The organism is Planktothricoides raciborskii GIHE-MW2 (assembly GCF_040564635.1).
Taxonomy (GTDB): Bacteria; Cyanobacteriota; Cyanobacteriia; order Cyanobacteriales; family Laspinemataceae; genus Planktothricoides; species Planktothricoides raciborskii.
Genome location: NZ_CP159837.1, coordinates 3,817,849 through 3,835,397 on the forward strand (window position 1 = coordinate 3,817,849; position 17,549 = coordinate 3,835,397).

Sequence of the window (17,549 nt, forward strand, 5' to 3'; positions counted from 1 at the left end):
AACTTTTGGCTTTTTTATTTAGCTATTATTTCTGCCCGTAAACTTATGATCGTCACCCTAAAACGCGCTCTGGATTCCCGCCTTCGCGGGAATGACAGAGAAAAATTATTACCTCATAAGTATGAAAAACGCTAGATCCAAGCTTTTATGCTAAAAATAGCCAACAAAAAATAGAGACGTTGTAGGAGGCAACGTCTCTATTTTTTAAGCGTGACGCACATTAAAACAACACCAATCTTGACGACGCCAAAGGGCGGCAACGATCCAACCATGTTGCTCTAAGGTATCGGCGACAGGTTTGGCTTGATCGAGCAAAATTCCACTGAAAATTCCCCAAGTTTCTGGGCCGGCGATCGCATTCATCTCTGGGATTAAATCAATAATCACTTCTGCCAAAATATTACAGACGATCCCATTCACAGGTTGGTCAATTAACTCCTTGACCTGTAAAACACTGCCTTGTTGAATCGTGATTTGCTCTTTGGCGATTTTATTTAATTCGCGATTTTCCCGTGCTGCCCGCACTGCTAGGGGATCAGTATCTACGGCGATCGCTCGATGCGCCCCCAAAAGGATCGCACCGATGGATAAAATACCAGAACCACAGCCAATATCAGCAATGACCGCATTTTGTTGCTCACTATCATCTCCGAGGCGCATTTCCAGGGCTTCTAAACAGAGTTCCGTGGTTGGATGATCTCCAGTGCCAAAGGCAACGCCCGGATCCAAACGCAAAATCAGGCGATCGCTATCCGTGGGGATGGGCAGCCATGCGGGATTAATCAAGAAGCGATCGCCAATTTTCTGGGGATGCCAATGCTTCCGCCAATTAACGCCCCAGTCCTCTTCCTCGATTAAACTCCACTTAATCACGGGAGCTTGAAAGCTCATACATAAAGCATCTTGCCTGAGCAAAAGGGACAAAGCCGATAAATCCAACAACTGTGCTTTTTCTTGGGGTAAATAAGCCAACACCAAACAAGAAGAACCTTTAGTCTGAGAAGCTGTACCCTGACAACCAAAACTTTCCAGCCTTAAGAAGACTAAATCTTCCAAAGCTGGTTCACAAAGCACTTGAATTTCCCACCAATTATTTGCCATATCAATTAGAGACTTTAGATTTGAAATAAGCATTTAACTATAAGTTATCAGCTATCAGTTATCAGTATTAAGCTATCAGCCGCTAGGTATCAGCTATCAGCCGTTAGCTGATGACCGTCAGCTAACGGCTGATCCCTGACACCTGATACCTGATAGCTGACTAAATTGGCTTAGTCAAATCTAAAATCATTTAACTAAAATCCTTTAAAGGGTGACGGTACAGGCATCGCGAATCCCTGAAACCTTCATAATCTCAGCCAAAATTCCTTCTGGCAAAGGATCGTCAAGGCTCAGTACCATGACCGCATCGCCGCGAACAATTTTGCGACCCACCTGCATACTGGCAATATTCACATTGAAACTGCCCAGTAGGGAGCCGATTTTACCAATAATCCCTGGCATATCTCGGTGCCTGGTTAAGAGCATATAGTGAGTTGGCGCCACGTTGACGGGGAACTCATCCACATCGGTGATCCGAATTTCCCCATCCCCTAAGATCGCCCCAGTCACCGTATGCTGGCCCAGAGAACCTTTAGCTTCTAAATGCAGGGAACCGGCATAGTCACGAATTGACGCATCACGAGTTTCAATCACCCGAATGCCTCGTTCTTTGGCTTCGATGCTGGCATTCACATAATTGACTCGTTCCCGCAACGCTTGAGAGAGCAGACCTTTGAGGGCAGCCACGACTACAGCTTGACTTTCATTGTTAGCCAAGTCCCCTTGGAGCCGCACATTTAGCAGTTCCACGCGCCCACCGGCCAATTGAGAGACTAAATTGCCCAAGGTTTCCGCCAATTCTAAGTAAGGGCGTAGTTTCTCCAGGGCATCTGGGTAAAGTCCGGGAATGTTTACCGCTGAACGGGCAGGCAGTCCCAAAAGTACATCGCGAATTTGTTCGGCTACGTCAATGGCCACATTGACCTGGGCTTCAGTGGTGGAAGCGCCGAGGTGGGGGGTGAGGACAATTTCTTTGCCCAGTTCCCGCAAGGGCGACCCTTCTTCTAAGGGTTCATTGTCAAAGACATCTAAGGCGGCTCCGGCGATCCGACCTTCTTTTAAGGCGGTGGCTAAAGCGACTTCATCAATAATGCCCCCCCGAGAACAGTTGATAATCCGAGCGGTCGGTTTCATTTTACCGATCGCCTCCGCATTAATCAGATTCGCGGTTTCCTTGGTTTTGGGGATATGCAGGGTAATGTAATCGGCTTCTCGGAATAATAAATCGAGATCGACTAAGCGACAGCCGAGTTGATCCGCTCGTTCAATGGAAATAAACGGATCGTAAGCCAGCATTTTCATGCCCATTGCTTTGGCAATGCTGGCTACATGGGAGCCAATTTTGCCCAGTCCGACAATTCCCAGGGTTTTTTTGTAAATTTCCGCGCCGACAAATTTTTTCCGCTCCCATAAGCCATTTTTAACCGATGTATTGGCATCAGGAACGTAGCGGGAAAGGGCCAGCATCATAGCCAGAGCGTGTTCCGCAGCGGCGATCGTGTTCCCTTCAGGGGAATTGACGACCACAATCCCTTTACGGGTGGCTTCTGGCACATCCACATTATCGACGCCAACGCCAGCGCGACCAATGATTTTGAGGCGATCGCCCGCTGCAATCATTTCTTTAGTAATGCGGGTGCCGGAACGAATCATCCAAGCATCATATTCAGGAATGATGTTGATGAGTTCTTGAGGTGATAGTCCAATTTGAACATCAACCTGGGCGACCTGGGATAGAATATCTATTCCAGCTTGATCAATAGAATCTGAAACGAGAACCTTTGGCATGGTCAGCAAGTAGGTTGCAACTAACAACAGCAAGCCCGATCGACACAGGGGTAATGTCAGAGGGATATCATCCGCTCAACCTAGGCCAGTAGCTTTGGTATTCAATGACGATCTCTGACCCATCAGAAAAACCTCTATACCCGGAAGACTTGGTGCAGTAAGTCATTTTAGCGGTAAATGGGTAGAAAATCTGATGACACATCAAAGTTTTTTTTACTTTCCGATCTCAAAGCCGGGAAATTCGTGATTATTGTGGCAGAAAATGGGCATAATTATCCAGAGGCTTACTCGGCTTAATCACTCTAATCACTCGATCATCTCCCGGCACGATCGGGCTTTCTCACTTAGCGACCCAGCAATGTAAGTTAATGTAAGTTAATGTAAATTTCGCTTTTCGGTAAGTTTAGTTGACCCTAAGCGTTTTTTCCCGAAATCAAATCAATCTTCTAGAGATTCAATCCCGCACTCTCTTTCACTGTCTTTCAGTAAATTCGGAGCATCCCATCTTGGTAAATCTTGATCAAAACATCCAAAACATCACTTTTTTAGCCTTATTCCGCCTGATTCTTCCCGGTAGGGTTGGCTGGACTGCGGCTAACTCTTCGGTTGACCAGTCATTTTTTCCTTTTTTTTACAAAATCCCCCTGGGGCAGCATAAATTTCTAAATTTTCTGGCACTGCCTGGCTCAAGTTCAGATATATTATAACTATGACTGCTGTCTATTATAGCACAAAAATGCTATTTTTTTTTAGCAAAAAAAAGGATTTTGCCGGTTCATTTTTGTGGTTTAATCGTCTATTCATTATTAGTAATTTCTGTGGTATGAAATATCTCGTAGCGGTTCTGGCAGATCGAATTCAAGCGGAAGCAGTTTCCGTTGCCTTGGAAAAAGAAGGCATTCCCACCAGTCAAATCCATATTTTAGGAAAAGGATACAAAAGTGCTGATGAGTTTGGGTTTATCGATCCCAACCAAAAAGCCCGGAAGCAAGCTCTCCTAATGGCAACTTGGCTTGTCCCGTTTGGCTTTGGGGCTGGCTTTACCTTCAGCTTCATTACTAATTTAGACACATTTGCCTGGGCTGGGGAAATCGGCAATCACCTAATTGGTGGACTCTTGGGAGCAATGTCTGGAGCAATGGGTAGCTTTTTTGTGGGTGGTGGGGTTGGTTTAGTGTTTGGCAGTGGCGACGCTTTGCCCTACCGGAACCGGCTGAATCAAGGCAAATATTTAGTGATCGTTCAAGGGGCGGACAGTTTAATTCGCCAAGCCACTCCGATTATAAATCAGTTTAAACCAGAAAATATTCAAGGTTATACTGAGGACGCTAACTTTATTTAATCCCCATTTAATCCGCCTTGATTTTTCTCTTCTTTTGGGCAAAAGTGAACCATAAGAGGAGCAGCAGAGCAAGGTTAACCGTTGAAATGCTTTTAGAATTAGTGTGGATTAGTGTGGATTTTATGGGTGAAGTATTTGGGATAAAATTATCTCATTTGTCATAATTTCCCAATACTTCCCGCTTTCTTTATTTAGAGAAAAATCTATTTTTGGGAAGCAGAGAAATGTGCCACTATATATGATAACAAAAAAAATTACCAATGTAATTTTTTCAATAGCGATCGCCTAGAATGGCTATAATTATAGCGATGGCTATCACGGGTAAAAGTTAATTGGCTCCGGTAAGCATCGGCTGATGATAATTCAAAAAAGCCGATTTCAAAAACGCCGATAAACTAATGAGTAAAAAATGTAAATTCACAATTAGGAAAAAATTTGATTAATTTTTGATTCATCCTTGTTTACAGATATTTAGATCGGAGTATGATGAAAAAAATTCTCACCAGCAGAGCAATATAGTCCATCACTGATGAGATTCTGTATCTAGTCAGTTCCAGACGAGTCAGTCAAAACAATCAACGCCAGGATCGGTTAGGAATTATGTTGGAGGGATGGTAATGGCCAAAATTCTCATTGTGGATGACTCAACTTTATCCAGAAGAATTATGCGAACAATTCTCATCGCAGAAGGACATCATATTATTGAAGCCACAGACGGATTAGTGGGAATTGAAACTTATTTAATGGAACAGCCGGATTTAGTTTTGCTGGATATGGCAATGCCAGGACTACCCGGAGATGAGGTGCTGGAAAAAATTCTGGAGTTGAATCAATCTGCCAGAGTCATTATTGCCACCGCTGACTTGCAGGACTTAACCAAAACCAAAGTCCTAGAAGCTGGGGCGATGGGTTTTGTCAACAAGCCATTCAATCGCACCAAGGTATTAGAAGTGGTGAATCAGGTACTTAGCAATACCCCAGATGTTTTATAAGGAGATAGAATTATGGATCTCACTCAAACCCAGCTAGATGCTTTGAGTGAACTAATTAATATTGGCTTTGCCAGGGCCGCCAATTCGTTGAGTGAACTCACCGGCGATCGCGTCTTACTCGATGTGCCGCAGGTTTCCATCCATACCATTGATGAGCTTAGGCCAAAACTGGCCAGCTTTGTGGAGGGAGAAGTGGCCACGGTTCAACAGATATTTAACGGACCTGTCTCTGGCAATGCCCTATTATTATTAAATTATGACGGAGCCGTCATGCTCTCAGACTTAATTACCCCAGAGGCTCATATTCATAGCAAGCGATTGGATACCGCAGCATCAGAAGTGATCACGGAAATTGGCAATATTTTGCTGAATGCCTGTTTAAGCGTATTTGGCAACTTATTACAAATTCAAATTTCTTTTTCTGTGCCGCGCTTATATCTGGAAGCGATTGATGGCTTAATCCATTCCCTGGTGATTGGCAAGGAAGAAATGCGGTATGCCATGCTCGTTTACACCGGATTTCGACTCCAAGAAGATGAGGTGAAAGGTTATCTGGTACTGATTTTGAGCGTGGTTTCCTTGGAAAAATTACTGGAAGCGGTGGAACATTGGGCAGATGTTTCGGTGGAAATTCTGGAATAATGATGAGGACTCCCTGAACACTCGAATGATTTGATCGCGATCGCTCAAAATTTACTGAATCTCCATAAATCCCCTTGATCCGACAGCAAAATTACATGAATTATGATGAATGAGAAATTTAACACAAATTACCATCAGGCATTGGAACACTGGCTAGACGCCCTCGCCGATCAAGGAGTCTTTACCACCGATCCTAACTTGAATATTATCAGTTGGAATCATTGGCTAGAAATCCACAGTGGTTTATCGGCAAGTGAAACCATTGGGCGTAATTTATTTGAAGTTTATCCCACGTTAGTAAAAAAGGGCATCGAGCGTTTCTATCGTCAAGCCCTCAATGGTCAGGTGGTGATGCTTTCTCAGCGGTTACATCGTTATTTGCTACCGATGTCCACTTCAGCGGTGCAACATCAATTATCCTATATGCAGCAGAGTGCTCGCATTGGCCCATTGATCTCAGAATCAAAGATTGTGGGCACAATTACGGTGATTCACGACGTGACGGAACGGGTGATTCGAGAAACACAACTCCAAGACCAAATTGAAGAATTAGAACGCACTGATGCGGTTTTGCGATCGACTCAGGCAAAATTGCAACATTTACTGGCATCCAGTCCGGCAATTTTATATACTTGCCAAGAAAATAATACCGATCAAATTACTTTGCATATGACCTTTATCAGTGACAATGTTCTAGAACAATTGGGCTATCAACCAAATCAGTTTATTAATCAACCCAATTTTTATTTTGAACATATTCACCCTGATGACACTGAGTTAGTTTTACCAAAAATTTTGCATCTAGGGAAAACCGGACACCAAATTATTGAACATCGATTTTTACACGCTGACTGTAGCTACCGCTGGCTACGCAATGAAATGAAAGTGATAGACAGTCTGGATGGTAATATCGAGCAAGTCGTCGGCGCTATGTACGACATTACCGATCGCAAAGAAGCCGAAGCCCAAATAGAAGAACAAGCGGCATTGATCGGAATTGCCAAAGATGCGATTATGGTAAAAGATTTAGAGGATAGAATTTTATTCTGGAATCCTAGCGCCGAAAAATTATATGGTTGGAAAGCATCAGAAATTATAGGAGAATATGCCAATAAAAAACTTTCTAGTCAAATTTATGATAATTATTATAAGTTAGCTAAAAAAAATACAATTGAGAATGGAGAATGGCAGGGTGAATTACATAAAATTAACAAAAACGGCATGGAAATCATTGTCTCTAGCAGTTGGACATTAGTCAGAGATAGCAAAAATTATCCGAAATCTATCCTAACGGTAGATACGGATATTACCGAAAAGAAGCTTCTAGAAGCGCAGTTTCTCCGGGTGCAACGTATGGAAAGCATTGGCACTTTGGCGAGTGGCATTGCTCACGATCTCAACAATATCTTATCCCCCATTTTAGCTGCCGTTCACCTGTTAAAAATGGATCTCCCAGAGGAAAAGCGAGATCAAATTTTAACGATGCTGGAAAATAATACGATTCGCGGGGCGGATTTGGTCAAGCAAGTGTTGTCTTTCGCCAAGGGATTAGAAGGTGAACGGACAATTATTCAAGTCAGACATATTGTTGAAGAAGTTAGATTAATTGCTGATGAAACCTTTCCCAAAACAATTACTGTGGTCACCAACGTTCCTAGAGAATTGTGGTTAATTTATGGCGATCCCACTCAACTGCATCAAATTTTGATGAACCTATGCGTAAATGCCCGCGATGCCATGCCGAATGGCGGCACTTTAAAAATTTACGGGGAAAATGTTTGGATTGATGAAAACTATGCTAAATTAAATTTAGATTCCCTGGTCGGTGCTTATATTTGTATTACGGTAAAAGATACAGGAACGGGAATTCATCCCGATCATTTAAATAAAATATTTGAACCTTTTTTTACTACAAAAGAAATTAGTCGAGGCACGGGTTTAGGTCTGTCCACGGTGATGGGAATCGTCAAAAGCCACGGTGGATTTATTCAGGTGGCCAGTCAACTGGGTGAAGGAACTCAATTTAAAATTTATTTACCCGCCGCACCGGAAAACCATGCCGAAACAATTCCAGAAATTGATTTTCCTCAAGGACAGGGTGAGTTAATTCTGCTGGTGGATGATGAGTTGGTGATTTTGGAAATTAGCCAAACTATTTTAGAAACGAATAATTATCGAGTGATCACCGCGAAAAACGGGATTGAGGCTTTGGCTCGATATACTCAGTACGGAGAGCAAATTAATCTGGTATTATTAAATATGATGATGCCGGGGATGGATGGGAAAACGACTTTGAAATACTTACGGAGTATTAGCCCCCATTTGAAAGTTATAGGGGTGAGTGGTTGGCCTTCTCATTTTGAGGATGATATGGCAGTTAAACAAGAATTAGTCGGTTTTTTGTCCAAGCCTTATACTAGCCAAGAGTTGTTAAAAATTTTGGATAAAGCTTTGCATTCACCTTCAGATATTAGTTCTTAGTTGTTAGTTGTTAGTTGATTTTTTTTGTTGCTAGTTGTTATTTGTTAGTTAACTTTTGTTAGTTTTTTGTTGTTGGTTGTTAGTTCGGGAGATGTCTGTTAAACAACAAATAACAATCAACAAATAACAATCAACAAATAACAATCAACAATCAACAATCAACAATCAACAAACAACAAACAACAAACAACAAACAACAAACAACAAACAAGAAACAAGAAACAAGAAACAAGAAACAAGAAACAAGAAACAAGAAACAAGAAACAACAATCAACAATCAACAATCAACAAACAACAATCAACAATCAACAATCAACAAATATATTAATAGGGAAAATTAAGATGCTACCCAAAGAAGAACTGTTAAAAGGTATAGAAAATCGAGACTGTGTTGCCCGCATTATTGACCAAGCAAATCAAGCGATTAAAACTTGGGAGGTGGTGTTGACAGATTTTTTGTCTCCCCCAGAGTTGGCGGATAGTCTAAAGGCTTTTAAGTCTTTGACGGAGGTTCATTGTGTGAGTTGGGGCGGCTACCCCCAAGCGGAACGCACCCGTTTGGCGATCGCCCGTGAGGAAATTCCCCTTGATGTGTCACAAGTGCAGGTCTGCGCGTTAGAAATTGCCGGAAATTTTCTGTTTGACACTGCCAGTCACCGGGATTTTCTGGGGGCAATGTTGGGGACGGGAATTGTCCGGGAAAAAACTGGTGATATTGTTGTTTTGGGCGATCGCGGGGCTCAGGTGATTGTGGTGCCAGAAATGGTGGAGTTTCTGGAAATGGAACTGAAACAAGTGCGATCGGTGCCGGTGAAAACTCAACGAATTGAGTTGACGGAATTAAATATTAAAGAACCGAAGAAAAAGCAGTTAACCACCGTGGAAGCTTCTACGAGGTTAGATGCGATCGCCTCAGCGGGGTTTGGGATGTCTCGGAGTAAAATGGTGGATTTTATTAATGCCGGAGACGTGCGAATTAACTGGAAAGAAATCACCCAACCCAGCTATCAAGTCAAATCCAATGATTTAATTGCCATTCGCGGCAAAGGACGCCTAGAAGTCGGGGAAATTACCGTCACCAAAAAAGGCAGATATCGAGTAGATTTAACGCGATATATATAATTCTATTTGTAGGTTGGGTAGAACGAAGTGAAACCCAACACTTGCGAGGAAAGAGGAAAGAGCATGCATAGGAAAGAGGAAAGAGTGAAGAGTGGAGAGTGGAGATTTCAATTTTCACTCTTCTACGAACCTTTATTCTCTCTCCTCTATTCTCTCTCCTCCGTTGGGTTTCGTACCTCAACCCAACCTACAATTTTAGGCTCATCCCTGACCTCAATTTGGGGCTAACCACTTTTGACCATTTAACCGTTGAATCACGCCAAATAACATCAAGTCCAGAGTAATCTTGCGCTCATCAATCAAAAACGGCTCCAAGGTACTGGGTTTAGCACCGACATCAGAACAAGAAAACCCTCTAGGGCCAGAAATATCCGCTTTGGGGAAATAGAGATTAAATTGACGTTTGCCATTGTTCCAGCGACCAATCACCTGCCAGCATTCGGAGTTGGCACCCAGACCAGACATAGGAAATTTTTGTTTTTCCAACATCACCTCAATATCGTCCAGACCTTCTTTGACCAAAGCTGCTTTTAAGGCTGGCAGATAGTCTTGATGCATAAAATCGGCAAAGGGCTTATCTTCTGGCTTGGGGGCTTTGGCTTTGGCTGCATCGGCTTTGGCTGCTTCCGGTTTGGCTTTGGCTGCGGGTTTGGCTTCTGTGTTTGCTGCTTGCTCTTCGCTCATAAATCGATCCTTCTATGGTTTGAGTAATGGGTGGTTAGCGATCCAAAAAAACAGACTTTTTGCCACCTGTACGAATTTAATCACAATCCTACTAACATTTTTAGCGGGCAATTTTAGCCTATCCATAAAAAAGAAAGGATGAAGGCTTCTGTAGTTAACCCCTCATCCTTTCGGTTGGCATCAATGGGATTAGATTTCCGCGATCGCGCGTTCGATCAGCCGCCGCGCTAAAGTTTGGATCCCGGTATGTTCATAATAGTTGGTGGTCATATCCAGGAATGCCGCCACATAGTCCAGCTTGTCATCGGCAATTTCCACATAGCCTTGTAAGTTGCTGAGGACTGATTGGGGGGTTAAACTCCGTTTTCGGACAAAATTGCTCATCCAATCAGACACGGAAGAAAAGCTTTCGCCGATAAAACCCAACTTACTACTGGGGTTATCTCCCGGAATTAGAGAGCTCACGGACTTAAAGGAACCATTGTCCTCAAGTTCTTTCGGGCTTAAACTTTCAATGGTGGATAATCCTTTTTGGATAAAGTCGGGGCCGAGGGGAATTAACCCATCCAGGCAAACTAAGGCCGCCATTCGCATAATCGACTCACCGCCATAGTCTGCTAACGAGGCGAGAAAGTCCCCAATGCTATCGCCGGGAATGCCGTTAATTTGACAGAAAGCTACCAATTCCACGACTAATTTCATTACTAAGTCAATGGTTTGCGCTTTGTCTGCTTTGGGGGTGAGTTTGTTTAAAAAGCCGAGAAAGCTGATATCTTCACCAATTTTATTGGCCATTGCCGCAGTACCGAGGGCGGAACCGGCGCTATCAATGGTTTGGTAAAGCCAGAGGGCGCGTTGGTAGCCTTCGTTTTTGTCGTTGAACAGATAGATGGCCCGATCGCCTACTTGTTGGATAATCTCTGGGTCGTCTTCCCCGGTTACTTGCCGAATGGTATTTTCAAAGCCCACCAGGTTGTTCCACTGACCGGGAACCACAAAGTCAAGGGCGCGGAGGACTTTGACCGTCATATTATTGGTTGGTAGCTGATCCACCAATTCAAAAATCGGTTTACTCATGGAAAGACTCCTATTTGAAGATTACTAAGTTTGGATTTTGTCTGGAATAGACAAGGATTATTTAAGTCTAGATAAACCACTGAGATTAAATTCTGAAATCCACTTTTCGCGATCGCTTGGTGACAAAGAACTCGATTGCACTTTTACTTGATAACGGTCAGCCACCAACACTGAAGTCATAGTTTTTCCTTGTTCTGCTGCTGGATAACCGCCAATTTTTTTCGTGCTGCTGGCAAATTTTTTCACCGCATCCGGTGTATCAATTGTATCAGTAATCGAGAGCTTGGCTACGCTTTGGCCGCCTTTTTTCAAATCGGCGATCGCGGCTCCTTTTTTCTCCTGTTCATAGACCAAGCTATATTCCCCACTGGGTTTAGGAAAAAACTTATTAAATTCTCCTCCTTTAACTTGTTTTTTCACCGCTTGATTACGCGGTTGGGTGGTACTTTCTTTTTGGGCAGTATCCCACTTTGTGGTCTTGGTTTCCGCACAAGCGCCCACGAGTAGCAGCAACGTGAGCATCACGGAAAGGACTATTTTTCGGCTATTTTTTGATAAAATCATTGGAGTTTCCTAATCTAAAATGAAATGTTTTCTCAAGTTTCTAGATAGCCTAATTATCTCTAACTGGCTCTAAAACTGGCTCTAACAGGCAGAAACCGGGTTTCTTTAGCAAATCTCTGTAATCCCACCAAAATTCTCATAGAAACCCGGTTTCTAATAAAATCACCCCGACTTCATTATAGTGAAATTATTTTTACCCGCAACTATTCACCGACCCGGATATTTTTTGAGTGAGTAAAAACAACTATTAAATCGGTTTTCTGTTGAATAGACCACAGATATTTAGTAGGGGCGAAGCATTCTGTAGGGGCGAATGGCCATTCGCCCCTACAATACTGAAAATATTAAATTAAATACCGCTTGGGCTTCGCCCCAGCGTGGTTCAGTAATCTGAAAACCGCTGTAAAAGCAGAGATTTAATCCAAGATCACGCCCTAACCGAGATTTGTGGTCTATTCAGTAAAAAAACCGCTGTAAATATGCGAGTAATGCAATAAAATCTCAGTTATTCACTTTTACCTTTAGGATTGGCTGGTTTATTGGTTTGTTTTTCTGGGGAAGTTGTTGGTTCGCCTTCAGTTGTAGGACTTTCTGCCGTTGGCTAATTATTAACAACACAAGGGCCATTAGTGTACTTTTTATCGGATTTTTCTAGATTAATCTGCGCTTGATTTAACTCACCGAAAGGGATCCAACCTAATTGAGATTTTATTTTATCTCCTAACGGCGGATCTTCAGGTGGGCAAACTTGAACTTGCAGCCATTTCTCAGTATCTCCAGTTATATTTCCTGGTTTTTCTTTCACTAAAATAACCGTATCTGTGGCGATTTTAGCGATTTCCTCTGATTTATTCTTAGACTTGTTCTTATAAAGGGAAAGAGGAGATTCTGATACATTAGAGTCAGCCTTAATCTGATATAAAGTACCAGTGGTTAGGTCTTCCCATTGCACGGACACTGGTGGATTAGAACTCGTTGTCGAATTGTCTTGTGAATTTGTAGCTAACCGATTTTCTGGATTACTTTCTGAATTATTTGAACCAGTCATATTGTTCAAAGAATTCAAATAAAAAGCCACAATACCCAGTCCTACCACTAGGACTATGGCCAATAAAATCGGTAAAAATGGCCGCGAACCTGTTGGCCGTGTGGCTAACTTTGTTGGGGCAGAAGAAGAAACTTCTTGCCCAGGCAATTCGGTATCCTCATCGGGATGAGCATCGGGATGCATTAAAGGGAGTGGAATTTGCTCAAGTTCAGCCAACAATGCTTCTGGGGTAATCTGGGCTGTTTCATTGGGACTGACTCGACAATGCACTAAAGCGACCGTTACATTGTCATGGCCATTGTGATAGTTGGCCAAATCAATCAGAAGATTAACCCCTTGAGTTAAAGATAGCTCTCCATTTAAGACCGGCAAAATCTTACTCTGCCAATATTGTTCTACTCGGTCGTTGTCACTGAGTCCATCAGAGCAGAGTAAAAATAAGCAGTCTTCATCAATCACAAAACGTTCGACTGATGGATGCAGATGAGCGGAAGGCCCCATCCCCAGGGCTTGTACCAGAGAACCAGAGGAGGGTTGTTGCAGGGCATCCCGATAGAGGATGTAGCCAAAACAAACGTGACGGGAGGCGACATCATCGTCGATTGTCACTTGGCGGCAGCCGCTGCGGTTAATCCAATAGGCGCGACTATCCCCCACATGGGTGATATAGAGTTCGTGGGCATGGGTGTATGACATCACCAGAGTGGTGCCCATACGTTGACGGCCTTGTTTTTGTTGGCTATCGTTTTTGGCGGAGATTGCTTCATTAGCCGCCCCTGCCGCCTGAACTAGGGTGGTGGTGATTGTCCTTGGGTCGGTTAAATTGGCTTTTGATGTTTGCTGTTGTTGGATGTGCTTTTTCACCGCATCAATGGCCATATTTGAGGCGACGTTGCCGCCTTCATGTCCCCCAATGCCGTCACAGACGATCGCTAATGAACTTAGTCCCGATTCTGAGGTGAGTTTCGTGCTACTTTCGTTGGGATAACAAGCGTCTTCGTTCCGGCGACGGCTAGGACCTTGGTTGGTGTCGGTGGCGATCGCATATTCTCGTTGCTGAAGTTGCCCACATACATTTAAACCGCGATCGAGTAAAGCAACTAGCTGGTCACTGGTTTTAATTTCACCATCGATCAACAACTGGCAAAGTTTTTCTAAAAAAGGAGCAATCAACGGGTTGGCGGTGGATACCCATTGGGACCAGAATTGACCCAAATTTTCTAGGGTGGGAAACTTACTATCCAGACGCAGTTCTAATAATCTGACAATTGACCCTTCCACCCGGATTAGTTCTGGGTTCAGCAAACTTCCCGCCACTCCTTCGCCCATAAATGGGTGCCAAAGATTAGCTATTTGCCACAACCAGTTAAGCTGTCTTAAGGGTGAAGCTTTCGCCCATTGGCCGATTAACGGTGGCATTAGTTTACCCGTCTGTGGGGGTGGGGTTTCCCTAGCTTCGCTGCCAGACGGGGTAGGAATTTCTGCGTAAATCGGCCCTTGCTCTAATAACCACAAGCCAGAACTACTGATTTTTTGATCCACCAATTGACCGTAAACTTGGGGAACATGGATGCGGTGAGAAAAGAGCCTTAAGTAGGGCAAAATCAAATCGGGAATTTCCACCGGCACATCTGGGACTTTGCCCGGTTTTGTATCGAGCAGAAGGCGATCGCCCTTCAACACATAGCGATCGGCCAGGACTTCACCGCTTTTCAAATCTTTAAACTTTTCTTTAAACTTTTGGACTCCTGTCCCCACTACCCATAGATAGCGCTTAGGCAACGGGGTGCGGCATTTTTCGCAAAATTGATGGTGTTCTGCATTGGGCTGTTCACAGGTGTAGTTGGGACAAATAATGGTTGCCGCAGGTGTTTGCATGGGGATTCCTCACGCCGATCAGCTATGGTCTAGGGGGAATAGGCTCGGCTTATAAGCTTATGAGTTTAAAATAGCTTATTTTTCGCCTGCTTGATGGTTCACGGTTATTCGGGTATGGGTCAGCCCCAGGAAACATAGATTGCGCCGATGGGCTGACGACTCTCCGGTAACAACCGCCCGGAGAAAAATCTGAGGGATAGAGAACCGGGTACAGAAACCGGGTTTTGTGCCTTGCGGCAGTTTCGGCTGATATCATGGCAGCCACCCGGTTTCAAGGGTTCGCACTGATCGGATTAGCGATCGGACAAAAGGACTTGAGGCAGTCCCATGCTGTAATTGACCGCCCGACTGTTGAGGTTATAGCTAATCTTCCCCTGTTGCAGGAGCGATCGCACATAATGTTCCAAATCAGAACCAATGCGCCGCAAGTTATATTCGGTCAGTTCCTCACCGGCAGAAGCTTGGACTAATTCATCAAATTTTTGGTGTACATCGGCTAAGACTTGATCGTTCCAGTTTAATTCATTATCTGGATCGATATCCAGAGTTAAGGTGTCTTCGCTGGGAACCATTTCGTCTCCTTGAACAACACCGGCAAAAATATGAACGTGACGAGTTGTGGACTTCAACAGCATAACAATGGTTAGATTAAGGATACTTGAGTATTGTAAAGCGTTGTTACAACATCAGTCTCAGCTTTAACTCCCATCTTGGATTAACATCCTAAACATCCTAAACATCCTAAACATCCTAAATATAAGGAGTGATATCTTCACCGCAATCATCCGCTAAATAACTCAGAGAGCGAAAACGCAATCCCACCAACTGTTCATACAAAGGATTCAGCTTGCACATTGGGGGAATATGGACAATTTTGTGGCCAAAGAGTTTAATGTCTCTTTCAAAGGGACATTGGGGCGGAATCATTTTGCACAAGAACTTCGCCAGACGCGGATCGTGGATTTCCAGTCCATCCATCCAGTCACGCACTGGCGCCAAAACATCCACTCCTGGGTGTGGTGGTTTCAAACTGTGGCCACTGGTGGCGAGATCCACCGGAGTTTCCTGAGTCATGGTTTGCCGATCTTCTATGGTATGTCGCAGAGACTCCAGGGCATCCACGTTGACCCCCAAAGCGACACACAGTTCTTGGAGCAGTTGATCTTCCGAGGGAGAATAAATCCCATCGGCTAAGGCGACCATCACCGCTGTTCTCAGGAAATTTTCCGCGATCGCCGGATCTTTGCCCAAAAACTCACCTAACTCTGAGGTGGAAATCGGTTCAAAAGATTCTAAATCAATTTTTAGGGCTAACTCGGTTTGAGTCAGTTCGTGGATTAAATCTTTTTCCTCCCGATCAAAGTGACCATCAGCCCAAGCAATGGACAATAAGCCACGCAACCAGGTAGAAATCTGATCGTCGGTTAAGGTATTACATTTGACAGCTTTAGTCATTCACTTCCTTCCTATGGCGGAATATCTCAGAATGCTTCTATGAGCATTTTAACTCAGGAATTCAGCACTGGAGGGTTCCCAGTGCTGCTACCTTTGCCCGGTTATTTTTCCTCATATCCACCGGCATAGGTAATCACGCACATAACGCGATATTCGCGATGCTCACCACAAGCCACCCCTGTAACCCGAAAATCTGAGTTAAAAATATTCGTGCGATGACCGCGATCGGTAACGCCATCATCAACAATCAAGCTGATCACCACATCTTCTCCAGTATTTGGGCCATAGCTAATATTTTCCCCCACCGTCTTTTGCCATTCCCCATAACGCTCCAGCCGATCCCACGGCTGACTGCCGTCGGTCCCCGTATGACCCAAGTTACCCCCAGGGCCTTGATCTTGCACATGATCCGCTGCGGCTTTGGACATTCCACTCGAAGCAGTCAGGGCAGACATGGGACTAGCGGATTTGAGAAACTGAATCGCCTCATTGACTGCACTTACCCCTTCCTGGGTCATCAGGGGAGTTTGTCCGGGGATTTTCAGTATGCCACCCTCAAAATATTTAGTCTGCTTTTCCAGCTTTGCCGCATAAGCGGTAGGATTCGTCCGCGCTGCGTTGGTTTCTTGAATAATCGCTTGTTCCAACGCGGAAAAGTTAGTGTTACTTGATTGGGCTAGTTTCATCGGTGCAGTAATCGTTTCTCTCGCAGGCTGAATACTGGCTTCTACGGTGAGCGTTCGCTCCCCAGAAACCTGACCGAGTAAGTTCACCACGGCCATCACGAGAATACTGGCTGACCCGATCGTCAAAAATTTGGTTGGCAGCATAAATTGCCCTCAACATGTATAATGTATTCTGCTTTTTTATATCTCAATTGGCGCTCATAATGGGCGATCGCACCCAGAAAATTTTTCTGAAAATTTTTCTGAATCGGCGATCGCGCCCCAAGAAGATAAATTTTTGTTTATCATGCTGATAGTCTTCATGGAATGCGAAATCATCAATGGACTACGAAACTGCTTATCAGCTATTAATCACCCAGGGCAATGCCCTTTTCAAACCTGAAAGTGAAGATGACTTTCTCAGACGCTTACAACAAGGAAAACCCCCAATCCCCGGTCAAGTCACCGCCATTTTGTTAGCCTTAAAAATTGTCTTTGAAGCTTTGCACGACGCAAAAACCATCCAGCGGGAGTTAGCCTTAGCCGTCTATGTGCTAACAATGGAAAGTCAACGCCTGTTTGAAGCCGGACGAAAATCTCAAGTTGACTGGCCTCCCTTATTAAAAGAAGATTTATATCGCATTTCTTTGGCGGTACAAAGTCTTTTTTCTGGGGTTTGGCAAACGTAAGCTCAACTAAGCGGTCAGCGA

General features: G+C 44.0%; 15 protein-coding genes. 6 read left to right on the forward strand and 9 right to left on the reverse strand.

Annotation, left to right across the window (positions count from 1 at the left end; genetic code table 11):
- Positions 1-204: 204 nt before the first annotated feature.
- Positions 205-1,101 (reverse strand): 50S ribosomal protein L11 methyltransferase, encoded by an 897-nt coding sequence (gene prmA / locus ABWT76_RS16150; RefSeq protein ID WP_054464471.1) that lies wholly within the window; start codon positions 1,099-1,101, stop codon positions 205-207.
- A 204-nt stretch (positions 1,102-1,305) separates the two neighbouring features.
- Positions 1,306-2,889, reverse strand: coding sequence for a phosphoglycerate dehydrogenase (gene serA / locus ABWT76_RS16155; RefSeq protein WP_054464472.1), 1,584 nt, complete (start codon positions 2,887-2,889; stop codon positions 1,306-1,308).
- Positions 2,890-3,712: 823 nt separating this feature from the next.
- Between serA and ABWT76_RS16160 the strand changes: the two genes are divergently transcribed.
- The 5 genes from ABWT76_RS16160 to ABWT76_RS16180 all read left to right on the forward strand — a co-directional run bounded on the left by ABWT76_RS16160 (position 3,713) and on the right by ABWT76_RS16180 (position 9,468).
- Entirely contained in the window at positions 3,713-4,231 is a 519-nt protein-coding gene (locus ABWT76_RS16160) for a hypothetical protein (protein ID WP_054464514.1), read from the forward strand.
- A gap of 617 nt (positions 4,232-4,848) precedes the next feature.
- The gene (locus tag ABWT76_RS16165; protein WP_354634643.1) at positions 4,849-5,223 is read left to right on the forward strand and encodes a response regulator; all 375 of its coding nucleotides are present in this window, start codon (positions 4,849-4,851) and stop codon (positions 5,221-5,223) included.
- A 12-nt stretch (positions 5,224-5,235) separates the two neighbouring features.
- Complete coding sequence (locus ABWT76_RS16170; RefSeq protein WP_054464474.1) at positions 5,236-5,865, forward strand: chemotaxis protein CheC; 630 nt, start codon at positions 5,236-5,238, stop codon at positions 5,863-5,865.
- 102 nt (positions 5,866-5,967) lie between these two features.
- Complete coding sequence (locus ABWT76_RS16175; RefSeq protein WP_354634644.1) at positions 5,968-8,346, forward strand: PAS domain S-box protein; 2,379 nt, start codon at positions 5,968-5,970, stop codon at positions 8,344-8,346.
- 342 nt (positions 8,347-8,688) lie between these two features.
- On the forward strand, positions 8,689-9,468 hold the full coding sequence (locus ABWT76_RS16180) for a photosystem II S4 domain protein (RefSeq protein WP_054464476.1): 780 nt from the start codon (positions 8,689-8,691) through the stop codon (positions 9,466-9,468).
- A gap of 213 nt (positions 9,469-9,681) precedes the next feature.
- Here ABWT76_RS16180 and ABWT76_RS16185 read toward each other — a convergent pair whose 3' ends face one another.
- The 7 genes from ABWT76_RS16185 to ABWT76_RS16215 form a co-directional block, all read right to left on the reverse strand.
- Positions 9,682-10,152: a DUF2996 domain-containing protein gene (locus ABWT76_RS16185; protein WP_054464477.1), complete on the reverse strand. Its 471-nt coding sequence runs from the start codon at positions 10,150-10,152 to the stop codon at positions 9,682-9,684.
- Between the two features lie 189 nt (positions 10,153-10,341).
- Complete coding sequence (locus ABWT76_RS16190; RefSeq protein ID WP_190879804.1) at positions 10,342-11,229, reverse strand: hypothetical protein; 888 nt, start codon at positions 11,227-11,229, stop codon at positions 10,342-10,344.
- A 57-nt stretch (positions 11,230-11,286) separates the two neighbouring features.
- Entirely contained in the window at positions 11,287-11,793 is a 507-nt protein-coding gene (locus ABWT76_RS16195) for a hypothetical protein (protein ID WP_054464479.1), read from the reverse strand.
- A 601-nt stretch (positions 11,794-12,394) separates the two neighbouring features.
- On the reverse strand, positions 12,395-14,719 hold the full coding sequence (locus ABWT76_RS16200; RefSeq protein ID WP_054464480.1) for a protein phosphatase 2C domain-containing protein: 2,325 nt from the start codon (positions 14,717-14,719) through the stop codon (positions 12,395-12,397).
- Between the two features lie 293 nt (positions 14,720-15,012).
- On the reverse strand, positions 15,013-15,354 hold the full coding sequence (locus ABWT76_RS16205; protein ID WP_054464481.1) for an NAD(P)H-quinone oxidoreductase subunit M: 342 nt from the start codon (positions 15,352-15,354) through the stop codon (positions 15,013-15,015).
- A gap of 115 nt (positions 15,355-15,469) precedes the next feature.
- Positions 15,470-16,174, reverse strand: a complete 705-nt coding sequence (locus tag ABWT76_RS16210; RefSeq protein ID WP_054464482.1) for a Mo-dependent nitrogenase C-terminal domain-containing protein — start codon at positions 16,172-16,174, stop codon at positions 15,470-15,472.
- A 101-nt stretch (positions 16,175-16,275) separates the two neighbouring features.
- Complete coding sequence (locus ABWT76_RS16215; protein WP_054464483.1) at positions 16,276-17,004, reverse strand: CAP domain-containing protein; 729 nt, start codon at positions 17,002-17,004, stop codon at positions 16,276-16,278.
- 176 nt (positions 17,005-17,180) lie between these two features.
- Between ABWT76_RS16215 and ABWT76_RS16220 the strand changes: the two genes are divergently transcribed.
- Complete coding sequence (locus ABWT76_RS16220; RefSeq protein WP_054464484.1) at positions 17,181-17,528, forward strand: hypothetical protein; 348 nt, start codon at positions 17,181-17,183, stop codon at positions 17,526-17,528.
- Positions 17,529-17,549 lie beyond the last annotated feature (21 nt).